This is a genomic window from Prevotella sp. RM4 (assembly GCF_000701965.1).
GTDB lineage: Bacteria > Bacteroidota > Bacteroidia > Bacteroidales > Bacteroidaceae > Prevotella > Prevotella ruminicola.
Genome location: NZ_JNKG01000012.1, coordinates 133,965 through 159,684, shown reverse-complemented (window position 1 = coordinate 159,684; position 25,720 = coordinate 133,965). Strand labels below are relative to the sequence as shown.

The following is a 25,720-nucleotide window of genomic DNA, read 5'->3' as shown; positions in this document are numbered from 1 at the left end:
AGATATTTTACATGTACAAAACGCTAACTATTTTCACCATTCTGCTGAGCGCCATGTGCCTACCAGCCAGCGCTCAAACCCGCGACAGCTATGTGGACTACCTTTACCAGTTTATGCCACAGCCAGACAAGACTGATTACAGTCGCGAGTTCTACCAGCAGAACGTTGCCCTGTCGCTCAAAGCACGTGCTGAGATGCCGTGGGGCAAAACCATTCCAGAGCGCGAGTTCCGCCATTTTGTGGTGCCCGTGCGAGTTAACAACGAGAATCTCGACAACAGTCGCGAGGTGTTCTACAAGGCCCTCAAGCCCCGTGTTGAGAAACTGAGTATGCAAGAGGCTATCCTCGAGGTGAACCACTGGTGCCACGAGCACGTGACGTACCGTCCGTCGGATGGTAGAACCAGCAGTCCGCTGGCAACGCTCCGTACGGCTTATGGACGCTGTGGCGAGCAGAGCACTTTTACTGTTGCAGCCCTGCGAGCCGTAGGTATTCCTGCCCGTCAGGTTTATACCCCGCGTTGGGCGCATACCGACGATAACCATGCGTGGGTAGAGGCCTGGGCCGATGGCAAGTGGTACTTCTTGGGTGCCTGCGAGCCAGAGCCTGTGCTGAACCTGGGTTGGTTTAACGAGAGTGCCTCGCGTGGTATGCTGATGCACACCAAGGCTTTTGGCAACTACGACGGACCTGAGGAGGTGATGAGCCAGACACCTTGTTACACAGAGATTAACGTGGTAGATAACTATGCACCTACCGCGCAGGTTAACGTACAGGTGGTTAACGCTAAAGGCAAGCCTGTTTCGGGTGCCCGCGTAGAGTTTAAGCTGTATAACTATGCTGAGTTCTACACCGTAGCTAACAAGACTACTGACAAGCTGGGCCATGCCTCGCTGACTGCCGGTAAGGGCGACATGCTGCTGTGGGTATCGAAAGGTGGCTTGGTGGCTACCCGTAAGGTATCGTTTGGTAAGGACAAGCAGGTGAAAATCGTGCTGAACAGCAAGGAATTGCCTGATTTGGTGGATCTCGATATCGTGCCACCACCAGTTAGTGGTCAGCTGCCTTTGGTAACTGCTGAGCAGCGTGCCGAGAACAACCGTCGTTCGGCTTACGAGGACAGTATTCGTCATGCCTACGAGGCTACCATGCCGGTTGAAGACTGGCGCGGTAACCATCGAATCATCCAGCAGTTCCTGAACGAGGCTCCCAACAAGCTGATGGCTGAGAAACTGCTCGGCGTATTGGCTAAGAAGGACCTGCGTGATATCGAACTGGCTGTGCTGAAGGATAATCAGGTGGCTGCCGTAGATACATCGGATATCTATCTGAAGTATGTGCTGTGCCCCCGTGTAGAGCTGGAGTGGCTCACACCTTATAAGGCTTTCTTCCGCGAGCACATGGGCAGCATCAAGAGTCCTGCCCAGCTGGAGGCATGGTGCAACCAGAACATCCGCATCGACAACGATCATAACCCACAGGGATTGCGTATGCAGCCTATGAGTGTGTATCGCGAAAAGCTGACCGACGATCTGGGTCGTAACATCTTCTTTGTATCGGTGGCTCGCAGCTTAGGCATGCCTACCCGTATCAACGAGGTGAACGGCAAGCCCCAGTACTATGCCGATGGACGTTGGGTGGATGTGTTTGCCAAGGCCCAGAACGCCAAACAGGCTAACACCGCTAAGTTGAAGCTGGATTACAAGCTGTCGGCTCACAACGATAATCCTAAGTATTACATCCACTTTACGCTGAGCAAGGTGGTGGATGGACAGTTGCAGTTGCAGACATTCCCCGAGGATGCCACCCAGCAAGATTTCGTGAACGGACAGGAGCTGGATAAGGGTGAGTATATCCTTACTACCGGTGTGCGTATGGCCAGCGGTAAGGTACTGGCTCGTATGCAGCGCTTTACTCTCAACGGCGATACCACCATCAGCTATGCCCTGCGCGAGAATCAGGAGGATGTACAGGTGATTGGGTCGCTAAATGCCGAGGATATCTATCACGACAAAGCTACCGATAGCGATAAGAGTCTGCTTTCTACTACTGGGCGCGGGTATTATGTGCTGGCTATTGTGGCACCTAACCAGGAGCCTACCAACCACGCTATGCGCGATATCTCGGTTTACAAGCAGCAGTTTGAGGAGTGGGGTAGAAAGATGATTTTCCTGTTCCAGAACGACGACGAGGCACAGCGCTTTAACTTTGCCGAGTTCGACAAGCTGCCTAACACCGTGGTTTGGGGAACCGATGTAGAGGGTAAAATAAAACAGGAAGTGTGGCAGCAGATGAAACTGCAGAGCCCAGCACTCCCTGTGTTCCTGATTTGCGATTCGTTTAACCGCGTGGTATTTGTTCAGCAGGGCTACACCATCAACTTAGGTGAGCAGCTGATCAAGGTTATTCGTCAATTGTAGAAAGCACGTATTTCACGTCGTCGGCACTGGTAACACCACTGCCTGCCGAGAATGAACCGTGAATTTCCATACAGCCCGTTTGGTCGATGATCAGGCGGGCATTTTTTGTTGTTACGCCGCCGCCTGGCATGATGATGATACGTCCGGCTGCCTGTTCTACGAGTTTACGCAGCAGGGGAATTCCCTTCTCGGCTGATGGCTCATGACCTGAGGTGAGGATGCGGGCACAACCGGCAGCGATAATCTGCTCAAGGGCCTTCTCGGGCTCACGACAGCGGTCGAAAGCACGGTGGAAAGTAAAGGGTTTGTCGCCTGAAGCCTCAACCATCAGCTTCAATGCCTCTACGTCGATATCGCCATCGGCAGTGAGGGCGCCGCACACGATACCATCGCAGTATGGCAACGACAGACGGATATCCTCGAGCATCGCCTCGATATCTGCCTTGTTATACACAAAATCGCCTTCGCGTGAACGGATGAGTACCTGAATCTTGAGTTCGGGATACTGCTGGCGAATCCACTTCATCATACCTATGGTGGGGGTAACACCGCCTAATGCCAAAGCTGTACACAATTCGATGCGCTCGGCACCGCCCTCAGCAGCTGCAATCACACTGGCCATATTGCCAGTACATACTTCTAATGTTCGTTTCATATAATGTTTAATCTTTAATGTTTCATGTTTCATGTTTCATGTTTAATGCACCAGCTCGCTATGCGAGATGCGATATTTCTTGAGTGGTTTGGTGCCATCGATGATGATGTCGCCCTTGGGGTAATAACGCTTGTCGAGATGCAACGTTACCTTGTCGAATACCGGTTTGGTAAGCGCATAGCTGGGTGTGCCAGGACAATCAGGATACAAGCCCATCATCGAGAAGATGAGCCATGTTGACATGGTGCCGCAATCATCGTTGCCTGGAATGCCGTTCGGCTTATCGCTGAAGTACTTGTTAATCAGGCTGGTAACAATCTTCTCGGTGCGCCATTCCTCGCCCTTGAAATAGGTAAACAGGTAAGGGTAGGCAATGTCGGGCTCGTTGGCTGGGTCGTACAAGCCCTCGTCGAACACACGCTGCAGCTTCTGCACAAACTTCTTGTCGCCACCCATCAGGCGTGCCAGTCCCTTGATGTCGTGAGGCACGTAGAAGGTGTAGTTCCAGGCGCTGCCCTCGTGGAATCCGGGCGCATTCGAGAAGTCGGCACCATCCTTGGGATCGAAAGGTGTGAGGAACGTGCCATCCTGATTGATGGGGCGCAGCGTACCCGACTCCTTGGAATAGTAATGACGGTAGCCCAGACTCTGTTGGCGGAATCGCTTGGCATCCTGTTTCTTACCCAGGGCCTCGGCCAGGTTAGCCAGCGAGGCATCGGCAATATAGTACTCCAAGGCGTGCGATACCGAGTTGTCGCCCGACATATCGGCGGCATATTCGCCCATAGGCACGTAACCGCGCTTGTAGTAGTTGTCTACATCGGGGCGCATCTTGTTATCCTTGCCAGGCAGGGTGGCCGACTTATAGAAAGCCTCGTAGGCGGTGTTGATATCGAAATCTCGCAGACCCTTCAACCAGGTGTCGGCAATAAAGGGGATGGCAGGATCGCCCTCCATCGTCCACGTTTCGCGACTGTACAGTTCCCACTTTGGCATCCAGCTCCATTCCTTGTACATGCCAATCATAGAGCGTACCATATCTAACTGCTTGTCGGGGTAGAGTAGTGTCATCAGCTGACCCACGTTGCGGTAGGTGTCCCAGAGTGAGAAAACGGTGTAGCGGTTGGTACTGGTGGTGCCAATCTTAAAACTCTCCATCTCGGGGTACTGGCCGTTAACGTCCTGCAGGATGTTGGGGTGAATCTGGGTGTGATACAGGGCGGTGTAGAACATGCGGCGCTGGGCCTCGCTGCCACCCTCGACGGTAACACGGTTCAGCGTTTCGGCCCATATCTGACGAGCCTGCTGTCGGGTGTTGTCGAAAGCAAACTGGGGCTGTTCGGTGTTCAGGTTCTGGCGGGCATTCTCGATAGATACGAATGATACGCCCATCTGCACCTCAATCTGTTCGCCCTCGGCACAATCGTAGTTGAAATAGTAGCCTACATCATCGCCTGCCAGCTCCTTGCCGTAGGTGGTGTAGAGCTTGTATTTGCCCTGATCGGGATCCCAGTCCTTTTCGGGTCCGTCCATCGGTGGCTGCTTTTTCCAGTAGCCTGCCGATACGGGTTGTTTGTTAACTCGCATCACAAAGTAGATGGGGAATACGGCCTGCGGGTTGTAGCAGAAGGTACCCACCAGGCGATAACCCTCAATCTCGGTATCGCTGACACGGTGCACCATGCCACCCACCTCGTTGGTGAGTCCGTTACCCAGGTTCAGCAGGATATGACCCTCGCCTTTAGGAAAGGTGAAGCGCTCGGCCGAACTGCGGGTGGTGGCACTAACCTCGCAACGGATGCCGTACTTTTTCAAGCTCACGGCATAGTAGCCTGGGGTGGCTTGCTCGTTGCTGTATTCGGTGCCGTAATGGCGGTAATCTACATCCAGTTTGCCAGTGGTAGGCATGGTGAGCAGGGTGCCCAGTTCGGGACAACCCACACCACTCAGCGTTACATGGGCAAAGCCGGTGAAATACTTGTTGTTATATTCGTAAGGTGCCGACCACCAGCGCTTATCCTTATCGTGCATGTTCAGGTCGCTACCCATCACGTTAAAGGGTACCACACTCATCATGCCATTGGGGCACACGGCACCTGGATTGCATACGCTGTAGTTGGTGGTGCCGATAAAGGGATCGACGTAATCCACGGGCTGCTGGGCGCAGATAGACAGAGAGCCTAAAATGTAACAATTTAAAAATGTAAAAATGAGCTTTTTCATTTAATTCTGGGTAAATGTGGCTTTAAGAATAATGTTATCCGAGCTGGGGCCTATCATCACGGTAAAGTCGCCAGTCTCTACGACGTGGTTCATCTCTTGGTCTACAATCTCCAGGTCCTCGGCTTCGAGGGTGAACGATACCTGCTTGGTTTCGCCCTTGGGGATGAAGATACGACTGAACTTCTTGAGCTGCATCATAGGCTGGGCAGTAGAGGCATACTCGTCGTGCAGATACAGCTGTACCACCTCGTCGCCATCCATATCGCCGGTATTGGTAACGTTGAAGGTTACCTTAAACTGGGTGTCGCCGGTCTCCTCGATGTTCAGATCGTCGTACTTAAATGTGGTGTACGACAAGCCGTAGCCAAAGGCATACAGCGGACGAGCACTCATCTCTACATAATCGTGTGGCATAGGTGGCTTCTTGTTGTAGTAAACTGGAATCTGACCTACGTTGGCGGGTACCGATACAGGCAGGCGTCCGGCTGGGTTATAATCACCAAACAGCACGTCGGCAATGGCGGTACCACCTTCCTGTCCGGGATAGTAAGCCGTGAGCAGGGCATCGGCATGCTGGGCGGCCCAACTCTTATCCATGGGTCGACCTTCGATATATACCACTACCAGAGGCTTACCTGTGGCCTTGAGGGCCTTGAGCAGCTGCATCTGATGACCCAATGGGGTGAGGGTGGCGCGGTCGAATCCTTCGCCGCAGTCCATATCGCTGATAGTCTTGCTGTCGGTAACAGCAGCACCGGTCTCCTTATAGCTGGTCTTGAAGTCGCGGGCACTCGAACCGCCTACAGCTACCACGACGACATCGGCCTCCTTAGCAGCAGCTACTGCCTCGGCAATGTTCGATGCGGTGGTGTCGCGTACGGCACAACCTTTGACGTAGGTTACCTGACTGGCGGGCAGTTTGCTGCGGATGCCAGCGAGGATGGTTTTTACGTTGGCTTCTTCCTGTGGTGCGGTATAGTCGCCCAGCATGTTATACACGTTGTCGGCATTAGGTCCGCACACCAGCACCTTCTGGGTTTTGCTGAGTGGCAGCACGTTGTTCTGGTTCTTAAGCAGGGTGATAACCTCGCGAGCCACCTGCAGGGCAACAGCCTTGTTGTTATCGCTACGAACCAGCTGCTTGGCCTGGGTTGCATCTACATAAGGATGCTCAAACAAGCCCATCTCGAACTTCATCTTCAGAATGCGCTTAACAGCTACATCAATCTCAGCCTCAGTTACCATGCCTTTCTGTCCGGCATCTTCCAGTCTGCCGAAAGCCAGGGCACCAAGGTCGGCATCAACACCAGCCTTCAGCGCCATCACACCTGCTTGCTGCTTGGTCTCGGCTACACGGTGGGTGCCATGGATACCGTCGATGCTATACAGGTCGCTGACTACAAAGCCGTTGAATCCCCACTGGGTGCGCAGCAGGTCGGTAAGCAGCGCCTTGCTGCAGGTGCTGGGGATACCATCCAGCGAGTTATAGCTGGTCATCACCGACAGGGCGCCGGCATCGATGGCTTTCTTGAATGGGGGCAGGAAACTCTCCTGCAACTCGCGTGCACCGGCAATGGTGATACCGCCATTCTGTCCGGCCTCGGTGGTGCCGTAGCCGATGAAATGCTTCAGTGTGGCGATGGTGCTATAGGGCTTCGACAGGATGCCGCCACCCAGTCCTTTTACCATGGCAGCACCTAACTCGCCTGCCAGTACGGGGTCTTCACCCATCGTCTCCTCTACACGCGACCAACGGGGCTCGCGGGCCAGGTCTAATACCGGTCCGTAGCTGATATGGCCACCCTGCAAGCGGATTTCCTGACCAATCACCTCGCCGGTTTTCTCAATCAGGGCTGGGTTCCAGGTGGCAGCCATACCGAATCCGGTGGGGAATACGGTAGTGCCGATAGCCATATGTCCGTGGGGTGCCTCCTCGGCTAAGAACAGGGGGATACCCAGTCGGGTGTGCTCTATCACATACTTCTGCAGGGCATTACCAGCCTTGGCTGCCAGTTCGGGGTTGAGTCCGTTCTCGAGCGACTTCTGTGTCCAGGGGTCGGCACGGTAGGTGCCCCAGAGCATACCTATCTGTCCCTCGGCAATATCCTTCTTGAACAGTTCCGAGGGTTCTACATTCTTTCCTTTGATGGTGTAGTAGTTCCAGGCCAAGGTGCATCGTAACTGGCCCACTTTCTCCTGCAATGTCATACGACTAACCAGGTCGTTTACACGCTGTTCTACCGAGAGTTTCGGGTTCTGGTAGGGCAGTAGCTCCTTAGCTTTCTTTTTGGCGGCCGACAGGCTCAGGGCCATGCAGCAAGCCATTGTTGATATCAGTATTCGTTTCATGTTTACAGAATGATGAGTTTATCGTAAGATGCTGATTCTGATTCGCTCACCAGGTGTACGGCTTTCAGCTGTACGTAACGGCAGTCGGCGGGTGCAAAATACACATCCTGCATAATGGGATTGTTGCGGATGTTCGAGAACTCGCCTGCGGCAATACGCTTCATGTTGTCGAGGGTATTGCCAGCCCATATTTCGTAGTGAGAGATCATACCAGTAGTGGTTGGTTTGTAATGCAGCGAACGGATCTGACGGGTGCGACCCAGGTCGATGGTGATGGCTTTGGCATCCTGCTGCTGGATGGTGTAATCAAAGCCTTTCAGATTCAGTTCCTGCTGCTGGTAGCTCTCCAAAGCCTTGGGGGCATAGTAGGCGCCGATGCCGTTGATGCAGAGCGGACCACGAGCCTCGTCGAAGCACACACGCAGCTTCTTGGCGGTAATGGTCTGGAAGCGCAGCAGACGTTTGTAACCGATAGTGGTTGTAGCCTCCTTGATGCTGATGGGCTGCCATTTGCCGCCGTTAAAGTACTCTAAGTGGAATTTGCTAACACGCTGGCCCAGAGGAATATACTCCTGCAGCATGATGCGGTTAATCTTCTGCGTACCTTTGAGTGCAATCTCGAGTGTGGCAGTGGTTACACCATCCTCGGTAGCCCAGTAGGTATCGTAGTTGCCGTCGGTCAGATTTGCCGTTCCGTACAGTTTCTTATCACGAACATTCGAAGCTTTGATGCTGACTTTACGCAACAGGTTGTTACTCAGTTCGGCAGCTACTTGCTGGTGATAGTTTACGGCATTAGCCGAGTCGATAGGATGGATGAGTCCTTCCTTATCCACGGGGAAGTTGAGCAGGAATGTGCCGTTATGACCCACGCTGCGGTAGTACAGGTCGGTGAGCTGTGGGATGCTTTTTACACGAGCATCCTCGCTCTCGTGATAGAACCAACCCGGACGGATACTGGTGTTGCACTCCGAGGGTACCCAGGTGTCGCCATCGGCATGTCCGCTGGTCAGCTCGTAGTACTTATCGTAACCAGGATAAACCTCGTTGATTCGCAGGAACGACCAGTTGGTGGCATCGGCATAACCCTCTTCGTTGCCAACCCAACGGCAACCGGGGCCGCCATCGCTAAAGATGATGGCTTGTGGCTGATGCTTATACACTAATTTGTGGGCACGGGGGAAATCGTAGTAGGTACGGCGATCAATCTTGCGCTGTTCTTTGGCACCGCCATACCAGCCATCACCACCGTTGGCACCATCGAACCACACCTCGAAAAGCTCGCCATACTGGGTGAGCAACTCCTCGAGCTGGGCATAGAAATACTCCACATAGAGTGGGGTGCTGTAGAATGCCTGATGGCGATCCCATGGCGAGAGGTACAGACCCAGTTTCAGGCCGTACTTCTTACAGGCGGTTGCCAACTCGCCTACAATATCGCCCTTACCATCCTTGTAAGGCGTATTGCGAACGCTGTAGTCGGTGTACTTGGTGGGCCACAAACAAAAACCGTCGTGGTGCTTGGCGGTGAGTATCACACCTTTCATACCGGCAGACTTAATGGTGCGGGCCCATTGCTCGGTGTCGAGCTTGGTGGGGTTGAAATCACTCAATGGCGCATCGCCATAGCCCCACTCGCGATCGCCAAAGGTATTGGGACCGAAGTGGATAAAAGCATAAGTCTCTAACTTCTGCCAAGCCACCTGATGGGCTGTAGGCAGGGGCGCAACTGGTGCTGGTGCCTGCTTTTGGGCAAAAGTAGGTAGAAGTAGGAAGTTAAAACTGAATAGTAAAAGTAATTGTTTCATATTTTGTGTTATTATTGTGCATTCGTAAACGAATAGGGGGCATCCTGTGGCTGGGTGCCGCGCTGCTTGTTGGCGGTGGTACTCATACCGAAACGGATGGTAGCGCCCTGCATCAGCTGGTTGTGATTCAGGTAGTTATGCTGGTAGTCGGCGCCGTTCAGCGTCATCTGCTGGATATAGCAGCCTTTGCCGTCGGCATCGATAGAGAGCGTATTGCCGTTCTCCAGGTGTACGGTGGCCTGCTTAAAGTATGGGGTACCGATGACATACTGGTTGCTGCCTGGACAAACGGGATAGAATCCCAAAGCCGAGAACACATACCAGGCCGAAGTCTGTCCGTTGTCTTCATCGCCGCAATAGCCATCGGGGTTGGCATTGTACATGCGGTTCATCGTCTGGTTAATCCAATACTGGGTTTTCCAAGGCTCGCCGCTGTAGCCATACAGATAGATCATGTGCTGTATGGGCTGGTTGCCGTGGGCATAGTTACCCATGTTCATAATCTGCATCTCACGGATCTCGTGGATGGTAAAGCCATAGTAGCTGTCATCAAACACGGGAGGCAGGGCAAATACCGAGTCGAGCATCTGATTAAAGGCAGCCTTACCACCCATCAGGTTGATGAGTCCCTGTGGGTCGTGGAATACCGACCAGGTGTAATGCCAGCTGTTACCCTCGGTAAAAGCATCGCCCCATTTCAAGGGGTTGAAGGGCTTCATAAACTCACCATTCTTCAGGCGACCTCGCATCAGCTTGGTCTCGGCATCAAACAGGTTCTTATAGTTCATGGCGCGCTTGGCAAACACGTCGATCTCCTTTTTCTTTTTTCCTAAGGCTTTACCTAACTGGTAGATACACCAGTCGTCGTAGGCATACTCCAGGGTGCGGGCGGCATTCTCATTGATTTTTACATCGTAAGGCACATAACCCAACTTGTTGTAGTACTCGTAGCCCAAACGGCCTGTGCTGCTCACCTTGGGGTGTACAGCCTGGGTGCCGTGCACCACAGCTTCCCAAAGCTTGTTGATATCATAGCCACGCAGCCCCTTCAGGTATGCATCGGCTACAATCGAGGCTGAGTTGTTGCCTACCATACAGCCACGGTGACCTGGACTGGCCCACTCGGGTAGGAAGCCGCTTTCCAGATAGGCATTCACCAGTCCTTCCTGCATCTTGGTGTTCATCGAGGGATAAACCAGATTAAGCAGTGGGAACAGGCAGCGGAAGGTATCCCAGAAGCCGGTATCGGTAAACATATAACCCTTGCGAACCTCGCCGTTGTAAGGACTGTAGTGGATGGGCTCACCCTGGGCGTTGAGCTCGTAGAAACTACGTGGGAAGAGCACGGAGCGGTACAAGCAGCTATAGAACGTGCGCAGGTGGTCGATATCATTATCCTCGATCTCGATACGTCCCAATACCTCGTTCCAGCGTTTGCAGCCGGCTGTTTTTACCTGCTGCAGCGAACGCTTGCCAATCTCGTTCAGGTTCTGCTCGGCCTGCTCCAAACTGATGAATGATGATGCCACACGGGCACATACCTTCTCGCCTCTACGGGTTTTGAACGATACGATGGCACCGGCATGATGGGCTGTCATCTCCAACTGATTGGTAAAAATGCTATCCTGCACCGTTACGCTGCTGGCGAATGGCTTATCGAACACCATCACAAACCAGTTCTTGAAGTTCTCGGGTACACCGCCGCTGTTCTTGGTGGTATAGCCAATCACCTTATTTTCGGCGGGGATGATTTTTACGTACGAACCTTTATCAAAGGCATCAATCACCACGTTGGCCTCATCAGTCTCGGGGAAGGTAAACTGCATCACAGCAGCTCGCTCGGTAGGAGCCACCTCGGCAGTTACATCGTAATCAGCCAGATACACGCTGTAATAATAGGGTGTGGCTACCTCGGCCTTATGCGAGAACCAGCTGGCACGCTTGTTTTCGTTGAACACCTTAGGGCCTACCGTGGGCATCAGCGAGAACTGTCCGTAATCGTTAATCCACGGACTGGGCTGGTGGGTTTGCTTCAAGCCGCGAATCTTGTTGGCGGTATAGGTGTATTGCCAGCCATCGCCATTCTTACCGGTCTGTGCCACCCAGAAGTTCATGCCCCAAGGCATGGCTACGGCAGGGTAGGTGTTACCTGTTGAGAGGTTGTAGTTCGACTCGGTACCTACCAAGGTACTCACGTAATCAACCGGCTGCAGCTTGGCAAAAACCGACTGGCACGCTAAAAGAAACAAGGCTACGAAGACCTTTTGGATGCAACGTATCTTCATAAGTTCAGAGTTTAGTTCAAACTGCGTTATTCTATTTCAAGTGCAATCGACTGCTTGGGCAGCTGCTTGGGCAGATAAACGGTTACCTGATTGCCCTGCAGCTTGTATTTTACACGTTTGCCGTTGCTAACCAAACGGATGGCTTTCTTTGGCAGATTCTGGCTCCAGGTGATGCTGGTAGGCAGTTTCTCGCCATCGTTCAAACGGTAGATGGCATAATAGCGACTACCATCCTTGGCTTTGGTGAACCATACATTACCCTCGTTGTAATAAGGGGTGATGGTGGTGTTATAGATGGCTTTACCGTTCAGCTTAAGCCAGGCACCAATGGCATTCAAGCGCTTCACGCTCTCAGGCTCAATCAGTCCTTCGGGAGTAGGACCAACGCCTAACACCAGGTTTCCCCCCTTGGCTACAATCTCGATGAGGGTGCCAATCACCTTCTCAGGACTCTTGAAACGTGGACGTGGTACCCAGCCCCAGTCGTCGCTCAGAGGGATACAGCTCTCCCAGGGGAAATCCAACTGTGTCTCGGGGATGGTGCGCTCGGGTGTCTGGTAGTTCTCGTAAGGACCATGGATGGTACGATCTACGATAATGATGCCAGGCTGATTCTTACGGGCGATACGGGCCACCTCGGGCATATCCAGATCCTGACCGCGGTTTTCCTTAGCTACCCAGCCGCCATCGAGCCACAGGATATCTACCTTACCGTAACGCGACAGAATTTCGTTCATCTGATTGTGGGTGAACTTCTTGAACTGCTGCCAGCGCCAGGGGTGCTGATCAACGGGATAGTTCACGTTGCGACCTTTCTTGGCATACACATCCCACCAGTAGTACTGCGAGTGCCAGTCGGGCTTAGAGAAGTAGGTACCGATGGTGAACTGCTTCTGGCGGAAGGCATCCAGCACATGCTTCAGCACGTCGCGACGTGGATCGTCCTTAAAGGCATGCTTGGCAATGGTAAAATCGGTCTCCTGTGAATCCCACATACAGAAACCATCGTGGTGCTTGGTGGTGAAAATCATATATTTCATACCCGCATTGCTGCAGGCCTCAGCCCACTGGGTAGGATCAAACTTGGTGGGTTTCAGCTCGTCGGCCAGTCCGAAGTACCAGTCCATATACTGCTGATAGGTGCGTGTAGAGTCGCGGGTAATCCAGTTCTCGTCGCAGATAGCCCATGATTCTACCATGCCTGGTACGGCATATAATCCCCAATGAAACAGCACGCCGAACTTCAGGTCCTGCCATGCTTTAAGATTCTTTACTACCAGCTGGTCGGTTGGCCACTCGTAGGTTTCGGAACGCTGATGAATCTCGTTATCCTGTGCACCTACCGACAGGCACACTGCCAGCCCTAAGGCCAGACATAATCTTCTTGTTTTTAGCATAAATAGAAATTGTATATTAGTTATGGTTGCAAAGATAGCAAAAAAATGACGAAAGTTTAGTATGGTATCCATTTTTTTTGTACTTTTGTGCACAAAAATCAGAAACTACGACAATATGAAGTATCTTACAGCAATTTTTTCGTGTATCGGTATGTGCGCTGTGGCTGCACCTCAACCAACTGATTACACGCGTGGCATCGGACAGTATCCGGGTGCCAAGAGTGAGTATTACGCACCCACACTGAGCTGGGTGGAGAATGGCCAGACATTAACAAATGTAGCACGCCACCGTGCGGCCTGGGCTTCGTCGGCTATCGACTACAACCTGACGGCACATCTGGTAACAGATGGTATCTGCGATACTGCCGATCCCATCCTGCTGAAGGTTTCTACCCAGGATGGTGTGCTGCCACGTAAGGAAGCCGAATGGGCCATCGATGGCGGTGCCTATTCAAAGAATATCCTGATGGGCGAGAAGACCTGGCTGCAGTACGACTATAGCGGTGCCATGACAGTAAAAACTGCCGGGGTACGTGTGGTAGGTATGATGGCCTATAACGACCAGCTGGCTACCGAGGGCTACAGCATTCGTTGCGAGGCTTCGGAAAATGGAAAAGACTGGCAGGTGGTTGGCGAACTGAAGGGCGACAAACTGCCTGGTAAGCCGCTGTATTATAAGTTGCATTCCGACCCCAACAAACAGACCGAGGAGAGCCTGTTGCCAGCCCGTCAGTTGGATGAACTGATTAAATTCAAAACACCTGTAAACACCCAGCATCTGCGTGTGGTAATGGATATGACTGGTGCTGCCCACTGGGACGTGTACGAGTTGCAGTTCCAGAATGCCATCGGCGAGTATGTAGAGCTGTTGCCATCGCAGCAGTTCAGTAGCCTGTGGATGAGCGATGGCGGTGGCGAGCAGTGGATATACACCGACCTTGGAAAGAGTCTGCCTATCGAGCAGATTAATCTCGACTGGCTTTATGCCCCCAAGAAAGGTATCATCCAAATATCCGACGACGCCCAAACCTGGAAAAAGGTGGCATCTCTCAATGGTCAATCTTCAATGGTCAATGTTCAATGTACTGCCCGCTACGTGCGCTTGCTCCTCCAGGAGCCCGGCGAGGATGGCTGCTATGCTCTGCGTGAGTTGGAGGTGCTGTCGAAGCAGAAACAGGTTTACACCGCACATGCTGTGGCTGGTATGAAGAACGGACGCTACGAGTTGAGTGGCGGCATGTGGCAGTTGCAGCGTGCATCGGAGGTGGATGCCCGTGGCGAGCAGATTGCATCGGCTGATTATGATAGTAGAAGTTGGGTGCCTGCTACAGTACCTGGCACCGTGCTGGCATCGTTTATGAATATCGGTGCTGTTCCCGATCCAAACTATGCCGACGATATCAATCAAATTTCAGAATCATATTTCCGCTCAAACTTCTGGTACCGTCAGGAGTTCAACGTAGAGCGTATTGATGGTGAGCAGCAGTGGCTCAACTTCGATGGTATCAACTGGAAAGCTAACGTTTATCTGAACGGACAGCGTCTGGGCCGTATCGAGGGTGCCTTTATGCGTGGCAAATTCAATGTAACCGGTCTGCTGCATAAGGGTAAGAACTACCTGGCAGTAGAGGTGGAGTGCAACAAGTACTTTGGTGCCGTAAAGGAGAAGGACCGCAACACCACCCAGTTGAATGGTGGACTGCTTGGTGCCGATAATCCTACCTTCCACGCTACTATCGGATGGGACTGGATTACCACTGTACGTGGACGCGAGGTTGGTATCTGGAACGAGGTTTATCTCACCTCAACAGGTAATGTGACTGTGAGCGATCCATATGTAAAAACCAAGTTGGCTGCTGATGGCAAAACAGCCAGTGTAAAGCCTGCTGTGTTTGTACGCAACAACGATAACAAGCCAGTTACTGGTACCCTGAAGGGCTGGATTGGTGACGTGAAGTTTGAGAAGAAGATGACGCTGCCTGCCAACACCGAGCAGGAGGTAAGCTTCTGTCCTCATTGCAACAAGCAGTTGACCAGCAGCGACTTTAAGCTGTGGTGGCCTAATGGTTACGGCGAGCCTAATCTGTACGAGGCTGGCTTTACCTTCACCCCTGATAACGGCGTGGCATCTACCATCAACTATCAGGCTGGTATCCGCGAGATGAAATACGAGGGTCTGAAGGATTCGCTCATCATGTATATTAATGGACGCCGCTTTATTCCACTGGGTGGTAACTGGGGCTTCGATGAGCACAATCTGCTGTACCGCTCACGTGAGTACGATATTGCTGTAGGGTATCACAAGGAGATGAACTGCACCATGATTCGTAACTGGGTAGGACAGATTGGCGACGAGGCTTTCTACGAGGCTTGCGATAAGCATGGTATCATGGTATGGCAGGACTTCTGGTTGGCTAACCCAGCCGACGGACCTGATCCTCACGACGATATGCTGTTCCTGAGCAATGCACAGGATTATCTGCGCCGTATCCGCAGTCATGCCAGCATTGGTATCTGGGTAGGACGTAACGAGGGATTCCCACCTGAGGCTATCGATCGCAAGTTGCGTGAGTATGTACATACCCTGTCGCCTGGATTGGAGTTTATCTCAAGCTCGGCTGATGATGGTGTGAGTGGTCACGGTCCATACTGGGCACTGCCTATGAAGGAGTACTTCTCTCGTCAGAGTGGTAAGATTCACACCGAGCGTGGTATGCCTAACGTGATGAATATCGAGAGTTTGAAGCGTACATTGAGTCCCGATTCACTCTGGCCACAGAGCGTACAGTGGGGTATGCACGATTACACCCTGTTAGGTGCCCAGCGTGCCCGCGAGTTTAACGGACTGGTAGAAGAGGGACTTGGCAAGGCTAACAGCGCCGAGGAGTTTACCCGTTGGGCTCAGCTCATTAACTATAACGGTTATCGTGGCATGTACGAGAGTACCAGCAAGAGTCGTGCAGGACTGTTGATCTGGATGAGTCATGCTTGCTGGCCATCGATGGTTTGGCAGACTTACGATTACTATTTCGACCCCACAGCGGCTTACTTTGGTGTAAAGAAGGCCTGCGAGCCCTTACATATCCAGTATAACGCTCTGACGGATAGCGTTGAGGTAGTGAACCACTCTGCAGGAAATGTGGCTGGTATCACCGCTACAGTAACGGTATTCGATCTGAATGGTAAGAAAGTGCGCCAGCAGAAGGTTCGTTTGAATAGCAACGAGGATACCACCAAGGCCATCCTGAAGTTGGCTAAGTTGCAGGCTCAGGCGCCATCAGATGTATGGTTCCTGCGTTTGACACTTGCCGGTAAGCGTGGTGTGATTTCGGAGAACGAGTATATCATGGGCAAAGAGGAGAATAACTACCGTGCCCTGAACACCCTGCCAAAACCCGCCTTGCAGCAGAGCGTAAAGGTTACTGGTACCAAGGCTGTTGTGACATTGAAGAACACTGGTAAGTCGGTAGCTCCATTCCTGCGTATAAATCTGAAGGGTGCCGATGGCGAGCAGATTCTGCCTGTGATTTACAGCGATAACTACTTTACCATGATGCCTGGCGAACAGAAGGTGGTTACCATCGAATGGAAAGCTGAGGATGGTAGAGGTCAGAGTCCTGTGATTGAGGTGACTCCGATTAACTAATCAGATTCCCAAAAAGAAAGCCGCTCTTCAAAATGCTGAAGGGCGGCTTTTTTTGTTAGAGTTTCTTTTGTAAGTGGTAAGTGCCACTTGGATATGTCTTCGGGGTTGTCTCGCCGGGTAGGGTAACGATGGCGGTGGCTCCTTCGGGAACGGTGAAGTTCCACAACCACAGGTCGCCTTCGTATTTCCATTCGCTCTTAATCAAACCGGCTGCCGACTGGTATTCGGCCTTCATAAAGCCTAAACGCTTATCGGGGATAGGCTTCATGATAATCTGCTTAAAGCCTGGCACCTGGGTGTCGGTAGCGATACCGGCTGCAGTCTCCCAAATCCACTCGCATACGGCACCGTAGGCATAGTGGTTAAAACTGTTCATGCCGTTAGGTCCTAAGCCATTATCGCGGCGGTAGCTGTTCCAACGCTCCCAGATGGTGGTGGCACCGTTGTCAATCGAGTAAATCCAACTGGGGTTCTTACGCTGGAAAAGCAGTTCGTAAGCAATATCTACCATGCCGTTTTCGGTGAGTGTAGCCATCAGGATACTGGTGCCTAGGAAACCGGTCTGCAAGCAGTTGCCATGTTCCTCAAAATTCTGGCGCAGGCGCTGAATCATACGCTCCTTGGCACCACCATCTACCAGACGGTTCTTCAAAGCAAACAGGGCAGGGGTTTGCATGGTGTTCAGCACGTCAGTCTTAAAGGTACCATCCTGATTCAGGAACTGCTGCTTCAGATAAATCTGGGCAGCCTCTGCCATCTGCTGGTATTTCGAGGCATCGCGACCTGTTGCCAGTGCCATGTCACGCATCATCTCGGCATCAATCTGCCAGTAGCAGGCACTCAGGTAATTCCAGTAGACTATGGCATCGGGACGTGGTTTCCAGTTCTCGTCGAAAGCCAGGTTAATACAAGTCTCCAAAGCCTCGCAGCTCAGCCAGTCGGCCCACTGGTAGTTGCCGTTTTCCTTTACGAGTGCCTCGTGGTTGTATTTCACCTCGTTGATGTGATTCATGAAGCGTTCCATCGCTTCCCAGTTCTCATCTACGATGGCTTTATCGCCAAACTGCTTCCATACTGTCCATGGCACAATCACACCGGCATCGGCCCAACCCAATCGCATCATCTCATTACCATACTGGGCAGTAGGCGATACGCCTGGAAATCCACCTGTAGCACTCTGTGAGTCGCGTACATCGCGGGTCCATTTATGGAAGAATCCGTCGGTATTAGCAAAGAACGAACCGGCTTCGGTAAACACTTGAGTATCAGCCATCCAACCTAATCGTTCATCGCGCTGCGGACAGTCGGTAGGAACCGAGAGATAGTTAGAGCGCTGGCCCCAAACGGTGTTCGAAATCAGTTTGTTAATCAGGTCGTTACCTGTGGTGATTTTACCTATTTCCAGACCTTTGGCGATGCTGGTTACAGGCAGTGATTCAACGCGTTGAATCTCTACCTTATCGGTAGCGGTTACCGAGATGTAACGGTAGCCAAAGAAGGTGCAGTGGGGATAGTAGCTTACAAAGCTGGGGTTGTTGGCAAAGGTATAATCGATACGGATACCAGTTTTCTGGATACGCAGGTTGCGACGATGCACGCTACCTTCTGGTCCGTCCATGCCACGGCGTTCGGCACCGTTGCCATCGTTCAGGATTTCAGCAGGCAAGCAAGTCAGGGTAGTACCTTCGTTGGCTTTAAAGCTGAAGAATGGTACACCTGATGTATTCTGTCCGAAATCTACAATCAGCGTTTCGCCAGGATTCAGAGTGATGGTTTCGCCCAGGGCATAGTTGCGTTTGATGGTAACCTTACCATATTCGATATCCTTCTTGTCGGTGGCTTGTTTCTCGCCGGTTACACCTTGCCAGATATAGGCGCTGGCGGGGCGTAATGCCAAGTCGCGACGCAGATAAACCTCAGCACCATCGGATGGTACAATCTCGCCTGTAAACTCGCTATTTACCTCAGGAGTTGAGAGTTTTTCAGGGGTAGCAAATCCAGGCAGTTCGCGGGCATCAAAAGCCTCGCCATCAAATATACCGGCGTGCTTTACCTGACCTGCAATACCTGCTTTCCAATCCTTGCAGTTGGTGCCGTAGTATTGCTTGGTGCCATCGGCAAATGTCAGTTCCAATACACCACGAAAGGCACACTTCTTACCAATCATACCTTCGTGATCGCCTGGAGTGATAATCTTATCAGCCCACCAGCCCGGTGTGACCTGAGCCGAGAGTACATTCTCGTTACCAGTCTGCTTCTGGAAAGCTGCGGTGATATCGTAAGTAAACGAACGCTTGGTTTTGGCGTAGTGTGTAAATCCGGGCTTCAGGATTTCGTCGCCTACAGGTTGTCCGTTCAGGTAAAGTTCAAACACACCTAATCCCGTTGTCATCCATTTAGCTTGGGTAACGGGCTTTTCGTTCTGGATGGTAGATACAAACCAGCTGGCGCCATCGGCAGCACGAATCACCTTGTCGGCACGACCTGTTACTACAGGGGCATTCACAACCGAAATCCATTCGGCATTCTGCCAGGCTGATGTGTTAAGGGCTGCGGTTTTATGGCCTACAGTGGTAGGTTGTTCTAATAGCATTTTACTAAGCAGTGAGCTGAACTCACCAGTCCGGTCGTTTGAGTATTCCCAGTACATACCACCACGCAGGTTGTTATCAAGGATATACTGACAGATGGATCCTAATGAACGTGTGGTTTCGTAGGCCCATACAAACTCACCCTTTTCGTTGGCAATATAATCGGCTTGTGCCACATCGCTCCACTGACGTGTGTAGCCTACGGGCAGGATACCCGTACGCAGATATTCGTCAACACCAGCGTCCTGTCTTCTGCCTTTTTGGTAGAAGGGCATACCCATCACCAGTTTCTCCTTGGGTACGCCTGCCTTCAGGTGTGCCTCGACAGCTTCTGAGCCGGTGCAGTAGCCTGAGATAGGCGAGGGGTAGAGGGCTGCATGGTGAGCCTTGTTGGGATCGCTCATATCATACGACATCACATTCACTAAGTCGAGATAAGGCAGACATTTCTTAAAGTCGATATACTTTGCGGTGCAGATGGTGGCGATGGTAAGCAGTTTCTGTTTTCCTAACACGCGGCGCAGTTCCTTCATCAGCAGCGTAAAGTTATCGATATCGTCGGGTGATGACGAGATACCAGCCTCGCTTGATGACGGGTATTCCCAGTCGATATCGATGCCATCTAGTCCGAACTCATCTACAATGCGTTTGCAGTCCTTTGCAAAGGCAGCGCGGTTCTGTTTGGTGGCAGCCATCTCGCTGAATCGTCCTGCTGTCCATCCACCAATCGACAGCAGCACTTTTAAGTCGGGGTTCTGCTGTTTCAAACCAGCAATCACCCGTAGGCGTTCTGGCTTCTGGATATCTATACCATTAAATGTTTTGTTGACTGTTCCGAATGCATAGTTGATGTGGGTCATCAACGTTGGATCGGGAATCTCTGTTGTACCTGCGGTAACATAAGCTACCACTACACGATTTGTAACCTGCTTTCCAGCATAACTATGCCAGAAAACGCATAATGCGATAATTAGCAATAGAAGTCTTTTCATTTCAGTTTTGGGTTTGTTGGGTTTTAATAAAAATCCCGAAACCCGCAAAGGGTCTCGGGATAATTATTGTGTTTCAATCTATTTTTTAATAGAGTGAGTAGTAGGTCTGCTTAGCCCAGAACAGGTTAGTGTAGTAACCAGTGCTCTCTGAGTAGTTGATAGCCTTAGCAGCCTCGCAGTTGTCCTTGTTGAAGTTCAACTCGTCGCTTGGGTAAGGCAGACGGTTTGGAGGAGTAGGATAGTCAGCCATCTGAGTATCCTTAGCAAACTTCACGTTGGGGAATCCAGTACGACGGTTTACGTTCCAAGCCTCCAGCTCGTTCAGGTAAGCGAAGTTCAGCCAGAGCTGAGTAGCAACGCACTCCTGAGTAGCCTTCCAGATCTTGTTGGCATATGCCTCGAAGTCGGCTGATGTAGGAACGGTCAGTGCACGGAAACCGCTGTATGAGTCGTTACCCTCCTTGTACAGTGAAGAAGTGGTCTTCATGTTCCAGTAGTATTCGTTAGAAAGTACTACTCCCTTAATGAAATACTCCTTAGCTGTAGCCTCGTTGGCAGCCACACCATAACCCATCAGGTAAGCCTCGGCCTTGCTCAGAGCTACCTCGGCAGCGTTGATCCAAGTACCATTCAGGTTGGCATTACCCTGATAAGCAGCCCAACCAGCGAAAGCGATGGTATCGATACGACAGTAGTAATTAGAAGTGTTGATACCACGGTCGATATACTCCTTATTCTTCTTATCAGCGATGTCGTCGATCTCACTGCTGGTGAGTGAGTTGTCGTAAGCTACATACTCACCGTCGGGGTTGCAATCGTAGATAGCAGCCAGACGTGGGTCGGTATTCTCATCGGGCACACCGTTAGCAGGCACGTTCATAGCGTCGAGCATAGCCTGTGAACCAGCAGCCATAGAGCTGCTACCACCCAGAGCCTGAGAAACACCCTTACCATAGTTGAAGTGGTCGGTAGCTGTATCACCGTTTACACCGATGTTCTGATCGTTGCTCTCAATCAGAGGATACTGTGTTGGGTTGCTCAGAATCTCCTGGATAGCGCTCTTAGCGTCGGCAGTCAGGTCACCATTGGTAGCCAGGTGCAGAGCGATGCGCAGACGGAGTGAGTTAACATAACGCTGCCAGATGTCGGTAGAACCAGCGGCAGAAGTATAGTCCTGACGCTTCAGTGCGCTGACACCAGCTGCATTCAAGTTGCCAGCGGCGAAGTAATCACCAACTTCCTTCAGGTCGGCCAGAATCTGCTTGTAGATCTGTACGTCGTCATCGTATGTAGCTGCTGTCTTAGCGGCATCGTAGTTACCGGTCTTCCACAGTGTTCCTGCACCAGAGTAGGGAGCATCGCCCCAGATAGAGATAACCTCGTGGAGCTGAGCCTGCATCAGGGTACGACCCAGATAGAAGAAAATCTTGTTAGCAGCCTTCTCGTCGTCAGAGAGGTTGTTATAGGTATCCTCCAGCACACGGAACTGAGTCAGCATGTTGTAGAAATCCTGCCAACGGATATTGAAGTAACCCTCGCTGGCACCACGGAAACGACCGCGTCCGTTAGCGTTACCGATTACACCCGAGAAGCAACCTGATGTGGTTGACTGGGTGTAATAGCGCCAATAATCCAGGTTCATCCAACGGTTACCTGCATCAAGCACGCCGGTGAACACCTGTGGAACGCCTACTGTTGTAGTCTTTGATGGGTCAGCATACTTCTCGTTAAAGTCTGAATCAGAACAAGATACGAGAGACATCATTCCCACTGCGGCAAAGACTGTAAAAAATATCTTTTTCATAAATCTTATAATCTTTTAGTTAGTTTCAAATGTTCTATTGCACCATCTATTAGAAGCTTGCACGGAGTGAAACACCGAATGTGCGGGCGCTGGCAGTTGAACCACCAACCTGTGCCTGGTAGATCCAGTTAGTACCATCGGTAGTCTCTGAATCGAACAGCTTCAATGTACGATAGAGATAGAATGGGTTACGTGCAAATGCAGATACTGTGAGGTTGCTGCATCCGAAACGCTTGGTCCACTCTACTGGGAGCTGATATGACAGGCTGATCTCACGGCACTTCACGTAGCTGTTCTTCTGGATTGCCTCCTGATAGCTCTGAGTAGCGCTGGTACCCCAACCATACTGCATGTCGTTGATAGCGAACTGAGTGGTGATGATGTCGTTAGGAGTACCATCCTCCTTTACACCCTTCTGGATAACACCGTTATCCCATACATAGTGACCATCGATCATGGTTACACCACGCTGGTAGTTAGGAACCTGTGAAGGATCAACACGTACGATGCTGGCCTTATCGTCAACATTCTCGGTAGTGCTGTAGTAGAAGATACCACCGCTCTGGTAGTCACGAGCACCAACAGCGTCCTTGATGATACCGGTATCCATGTAGTACTGCCAAGGCTGGTTGATAACGTCGCCACCGATACGGTAGTCGAAGCTCATATCCAGTGTGAAGTTCTTGTAGCTTACCGAAGCAGCGAATCCACCAACGGCATCAGGCATAGCGTTTCCTACCTTATGACGCTCAGAAGTATCGGTGATGTACAAACCATCCTCGCCTACGATACGGTTACCGTTCTCGTCGGTCTTCCAAGTGTATGTGTAGAAGTCACCCATAGGCTCACCAACGTGTGACTCAAGGGTAGCTGCACCGTTATCCCAGTTAGCGTGTGAAAGAACATCCAGACCATCGGCCAGTTTCTTTACCTTATTCTTATTAACTGCGATGTTTGCACGCAGGTCAACACGCCAGTCCTTATTCTCGAATGGAGTACCATAGATACTGAACTCAGCACCTGAGTTAGTCAACTCACCTACGTTCATCAGCATGCTCTGTGCACCCATAGAGTAGGCAGAAGTTGTCTGCAGGATCTGGTCCTTGATATCATTGTGGTAGTAAGAGAACTCGAAACCTAAGCGGTTGTTGAAGAACTTACTCTCGAGACCAATTTCGAACTCGTACTTCTTCTCAGGCTTGATGCTCTCGTTACCTACTGATGTACTCATGTAGTTGTAGATGTAAGTATCACCGTGCTGCAGGTTACCCTGGCTGTATGCCAAGTTAGCGCGGTAGATCTCAGGAGCATTACCTACGATACCGTAAGAAGCGCGAATCTTACCATAGTCGTACCAAGCTGGCTTGTTGTCCTTCATCAGCTCTGTGAACAGAATGCTGGCACTGGCTGATGGATACCAGAATGAGTTGTTGCCCTTCTTCAGGGTAGAGGTCTTCTCGTTACGGATAGTACCCTCGATGTATGCCCAGTTGTCGTAGCCGTAGCTAGCGGTGAGGAACATACCTGTACGAAGCATATCCTGCTTGTTCATGTTGGCGTTCTTGGTACCAACTGAAGCTGCGAGGTTAAACCAGTTCTCCTGGCTCAGACCCTGACTGGTGCTAACGCTTGACATGTAGTATGTCTCCTGACGGGCGTTGTAACCGAAGTTAGCCTGTACGTTGTGAACATCAGCAAATGTCTTGTCGAAGCTCAGCATTACGTCACCGTAAACAATCTCATACTTGCTGTTCTCGAGTGCGTATGCATCGCTGAACTGACCGTTGGTTGAGAAGATGTGTGCGCTCTCAGCACGGTTCTTATTCTCAATCTTATCTGATGTCAGGTCGGTAGCAATACGTGCACCAAGAGTCAGACCAGGGATAATCTCCCATGTTGGGTTCACGCTACCGATGAAACGCTGGTGATCCTCAAGCTGCTCCTTACCAAGGATGTTCCAGAAGTACTCGCTGATCAATGAGGTAGAACCCATTGGGCTGTACAGGAACTGCTCGTCGGGAGTCAGTGTGTTGGTTGTACCACCGTTAGCTGCATATACGCTGTTCATATAACCGAGACTTGTCATGGTGTGCTCACGGATGTACTTAACATCTGTGAAGCTACCGAACATACCAGAGTAGTTCTGGACGATACGGCTGATACGATAAGGACGGTTCTTAATGAACTGCTTCTGATAAGTAGCGGTATAGTTCAACTTAATGGTGTTGGTGATATCAAACGAACCATTTACATTAAAGTTGTGCTTGTGGTTAGCAGAGTTGAACTGCATGGGCTTCACATCGTTGAAGTTGTATGAGAAGCGGATGTTGCTACGCTCTGAACTGTTAGTGATAGCAACGTTGTAGTTCTGGTTGAAACCTGTGCGGAATACCTCGTTCCACTGGTTACCACCGATAGGTGAGTAAGCACGCTTGGTACCATCGAAGTAAGTTACCTCACGGCCATCGTAACGAGGACCATAAGAATAGTAGGCTGCACGTGGAGTGGTAATGCTGTTGCCATTGCGGTCAACATATACATTACGCATACCGGTCAGAGCCTCCTGGTTGGCGTTACCCAGTACCCAGTTGTCGTAACCAGGACCGAACTCTGTCTGCATGTCTGGCATGTAGGCAATCTTGTCCCAGCTAACGTTAGCGCTGAAGTTTACACGTGTACCAGTACCCTTGGCAGCCTTCTTGGTGGTAATCATTACAACACCGTTGGCAGCCTCAGAACCGTACAGTGCAGAAGCGGCAGCACCCTTCAGGATTGAGATGTTCTCGATGTCTTCTGGGTTGATATCAACCAAACCGTTTGAACGGATACGCTGGTTGTCCCAGTAGCCTTCGTTATTGGTATTACCGTTGTGGATGGGCACACCGTCCATAACGATCAGAGGCTGGGTGTTACCAGTGATTGATGACATACCACGTACCGAGATAGATACAGCAGATGTGTTACCACCAGGGGCTGACTGGATGCGAACACCAGGAGCCTTACCATACAGGGCTGATGCGAAGTTAGAGGCACCAGTCTTGATCAGCTCGTCGCTATTGATCGAACTGATGGCATAACCCAGTTTCTTCTGGTCTTTCTTGATACCAAGAGCTGTTACAACCACCTCGTTCAGGGTAGTAGCTTCTTCCTCAAGAACAATTTTGAGAACTTTGCCTGTCTCGGCTTTTACCTGTTTTGGGGCAAAGCCAATGTAGCTGACATTAAGCGTAGCTCCATTGCGACAAGAGATGGTGAAGTCGCCATCGTAGTTAGTAACCGTTCCGGCTTGGGTGCCTTCAACCTTTACAGTGGCTCCAATAATGGGGTCACCCTTAGTGTCGAGAACACTTCCCTTAACCGTAACATTCTGTGCATTGACAACTGCTGCAAAAAGCAGACAAATGGCCATCATACACGCTCTCATGTGAGAGCTAAGAAAGTAATTTCCCATTTTCATGTTGTTGGTTTTAATTAATTGAATAGTAATTATAGTTATAAAAACGGTGCAAATCTAAACATAATTATACAAACTAGCAAGACTTTTAGGTTA

Annotated in this window: 11 protein-coding genes; 2 read left to right on the top strand and 9 right to left on the bottom strand. The window is 51.2% G+C overall.

Annotation, left to right across the window (positions count from 1 at the left end):
- Positions 1–11 precede the first annotated feature (11 nt).
- Positions 12–2,420 carry a transglutaminase-like domain-containing protein gene (locus tag T499_RS0111895; RefSeq protein ID WP_033151151.1) on the top strand — a complete coding sequence of 803 codons (2,409 nt, stop codon included), beginning with the start codon at positions 12–14 and terminating at the stop codon, positions 2,418–2,420.
- Here T499_RS0111895 and T499_RS0111890 read toward each other — a convergent pair.
- Genes T499_RS0111890 through T499_RS0111865 form a run of 6 tightly spaced genes read right to left on the bottom strand, consistent with a single transcriptional unit; the run spans position 2,404 to position 13,137 of the window.
- The gene (locus tag T499_RS0111890; RefSeq protein WP_033151179.1) at positions 2,404–3,075 is read right to left on the bottom strand and encodes a copper homeostasis protein CutC; all 672 of its coding nucleotides are present in this window, start codon (positions 3,073–3,075) and stop codon (positions 2,404–2,406) included. The genes T499_RS0111895 and T499_RS0111890 overlap by 17 nt on opposite strands.
- Positions 3,076–3,117: 42 nt before the next feature.
- Positions 3,118–5,298, bottom strand: a complete 2,181-nt coding sequence (locus T499_RS0111885) for a GH92 family glycosyl hydrolase (protein WP_033151150.1) — start codon at positions 5,296–5,298, stop codon at positions 3,118–3,120.
- Positions 5,299–7,647, bottom strand: a complete 2,349-nt coding sequence (locus T499_RS0111880) for a glycoside hydrolase family 3 N-terminal domain-containing protein (protein WP_033151149.1) — start codon at positions 7,645–7,647, stop codon at positions 5,299–5,301.
- Positions 7,648–7,649: 2 nt separating this feature from the next.
- Positions 7,650–9,455, bottom strand: a complete 1,806-nt coding sequence (locus tag T499_RS0111875) for an alpha-L-fucosidase (protein ID WP_033151148.1) — start codon at positions 9,453–9,455, stop codon at positions 7,650–7,652.
- Between the two features lie 11 nt (positions 9,456–9,466).
- Positions 9,467–11,740, bottom strand: a complete 2,274-nt coding sequence (locus T499_RS0111870) for a GH92 family glycosyl hydrolase (protein WP_033151147.1) — start codon at positions 11,738–11,740, stop codon at positions 9,467–9,469.
- Between the two features lie 26 nt (positions 11,741–11,766).
- Complete coding sequence (locus tag T499_RS0111865) at positions 11,767–13,137, bottom strand: alpha-L-fucosidase (protein WP_033151146.1); 1,371 nt, start codon at positions 13,135–13,137, stop codon at positions 11,767–11,769.
- Positions 13,138–13,252: 115 nt separating this feature from the next.
- Between T499_RS0111865 and T499_RS0111860 the strand changes: the two genes are divergently transcribed.
- Positions 13,253–16,783, top strand: coding sequence for a glycosyl hydrolase 2 galactose-binding domain-containing protein (locus tag T499_RS0111860; RefSeq protein WP_232221101.1), 3,531 nt, complete (start codon positions 13,253–13,255; stop codon positions 16,781–16,783).
- 55 nt (positions 16,784–16,838) lie between these two features.
- On the opposite strand, the gene T499_RS0111855 is transcribed toward T499_RS0111860, so the two are convergent.
- The 3 genes from T499_RS0111855 to T499_RS0111845 form a co-directional block, all read right to left on the bottom strand.
- Entirely contained in the window at positions 16,839–20,366 is a 3,528-nt protein-coding gene (locus T499_RS0111855) for a family 78 glycoside hydrolase catalytic domain (protein ID WP_232221100.1), read from the bottom strand.
- 85 nt (positions 20,367–20,451) lie between these two features.
- On the bottom strand, positions 20,452–22,170 hold the full coding sequence (locus tag T499_RS0111850) for a SusD/RagB family nutrient-binding outer membrane lipoprotein (protein WP_033151143.1): 1,719 nt from the start codon (positions 22,168–22,170) through the stop codon (positions 20,452–20,454).
- Between the two features lie 49 nt (positions 22,171–22,219).
- Positions 22,220–25,582 carry a SusC/RagA family TonB-linked outer membrane protein gene (locus T499_RS0111845; RefSeq protein ID WP_033151142.1) on the bottom strand — a complete coding sequence of 1,121 codons (3,363 nt, stop codon included), beginning with the start codon at positions 25,580–25,582 and terminating at the stop codon, positions 22,220–22,222.
- Between the last annotated feature and the right edge of the window lie 138 nt (positions 25,583–25,720).

What these genes read in the sequence shown, in the direction of transcription:
- T499_RS0111895 (WP_033151151.1), top strand. Translation starts at nt 12, where the DNA reads ATGTACAAAACGCTAACTATTTTCACCATTCTGCTGAGCGCCATGTGC.
- T499_RS0111890 (WP_033151179.1), bottom strand. Translation starts at nt 3,075, where the DNA reads ATGAAACGAACATTAGAAGTATGTACTGGCAATATGGCCAGTGTGATT.
- T499_RS0111885 (WP_033151150.1), bottom strand. Translation starts at nt 5,298, where the DNA reads ATGAAAAAGCTCATTTTTACATTTTTAAATTGTTACATTTTAGGCTCT.
- T499_RS0111880 (WP_033151149.1), bottom strand. Translation starts at nt 7,647, where the DNA reads ATGAAACGAATACTGATATCAACAATGGCTTGCTGCATGGCCCTGAGC.
- T499_RS0111875 (WP_033151148.1), bottom strand. Translation starts at nt 9,455, where the DNA reads ATGAAACAATTACTTTTACTATTCAGTTTTAACTTCCTACTTCTACCT.
- T499_RS0111870 (WP_033151147.1), bottom strand. Translation starts at nt 11,740, where the DNA reads ATGAAGATACGTTGCATCCAAAAGGTCTTCGTAGCCTTGTTTCTTTTA.
- T499_RS0111865 (WP_033151146.1), bottom strand. Translation starts at nt 13,137, where the DNA reads ATGCTAAAAACAAGAAGATTATGTCTGGCCTTAGGGCTGGCAGTGTGC.
- T499_RS0111860 (WP_232221101.1), top strand. Translation starts at nt 13,253, where the DNA reads ATGAAGTATCTTACAGCAATTTTTTCGTGTATCGGTATGTGCGCTGTG.
- T499_RS0111855 (WP_232221100.1), bottom strand. Translation starts at nt 20,366, where the DNA reads ATGAAAAGACTTCTATTGCTAATTATCGCATTATGCGTTTTCTGGCAT.
- T499_RS0111850 (WP_033151143.1), bottom strand. Translation starts at nt 22,170, where the DNA reads ATGAAAAAGATATTTTTTACAGTCTTTGCCGCAGTGGGAATGATGTCT.
- T499_RS0111845 (WP_033151142.1), bottom strand. Translation starts at nt 25,582, where the DNA reads ATGATGGCCATTTGTCTGCTTTTTGCAGCAGTTGTCAATGCACAGAAT.